Genomic DNA, 239 nt, shown 5'->3' with positions numbered 1-239 from the left:
CGCGCAGGTCGTCGGGCCAGGTGGCGGCGTCGTTGCAGGCCCGTCGCAGCACCCACTCGCCGAGCTTGGCGGTGAGCCGGTTGTTCTCCGCCGAGTCGAGGAAGGCCGCCGGGGGCAGCAGGCCACGGGTCGGGTGCTGCCAGCGCACGAGTGCCTCGTAGCCGAGCAGCGCCTCGTCGGACAGGTGCACGATCGGTTGGTAGAACAGCCGCAGCTCGTCGTTGTCCAGGGCGTGCCGC

The 239-nt window shown here is 72.0% G+C and carries 1 protein-coding gene; it reads right to left on the bottom strand.

The annotated features are described in order from the left end of the window. On the bottom strand, positions 1-239 hold a 239-nt coding region (locus AC0L16_RS33720; RefSeq protein ID WP_473625835.1), incomplete at both ends, for an EAL domain-containing protein.

This window comes from Mesorhizobium sp. WSM4848 (assembly GCF_055811375.1).
The sequence above is the reverse complement of the archived record's forward strand: the minus strand, read 5'-3'. Positions and strand labels throughout refer to the sequence as shown.